At 67.5% G+C, this 209-nt stretch carries 1 pseudogene; it reads right to left on the bottom strand.

Features of this window, described 5'->3' with window-relative positions:
- Positions 1–209: pseudogene (locus QJT78_RS53040) on the bottom strand (IS5/IS1182 family transposase); the annotation flags it as partial.

The raw sequence follows: 209 nt of genomic DNA, 5'->3' as shown, positions 1-209 counted from the left end.
ACGACGGGCGATGCGGGGCTTCTTGCCTTCCGCCTTCAGCCGGGCCCGTCGGGCATGGGTGTCGTAAGCCGCATCGGCCCACACCACGGCTTCGTCGCCGCGGATCAGGCCGGATCCTTCGTCGACGCCCACATGGGCCTTGTAACCGAAGGTCGAGCCGCTTTTGCCTTGCCGCTTGGCGAACCGGGCGTCAGGATCGTTTGAGGGGC

Source organism: Bradyrhizobium sp. Mp27, from assembly GCF_029953005.1.
Lineage (GTDB): Bacteria > Pseudomonadota > Alphaproteobacteria > Rhizobiales > Xanthobacteraceae > Bradyrhizobium > Bradyrhizobium barranii.
Note: the sequence above shows the minus strand (reverse complement) of the source record. Positions and strands in the feature narration are given on the sequence as shown.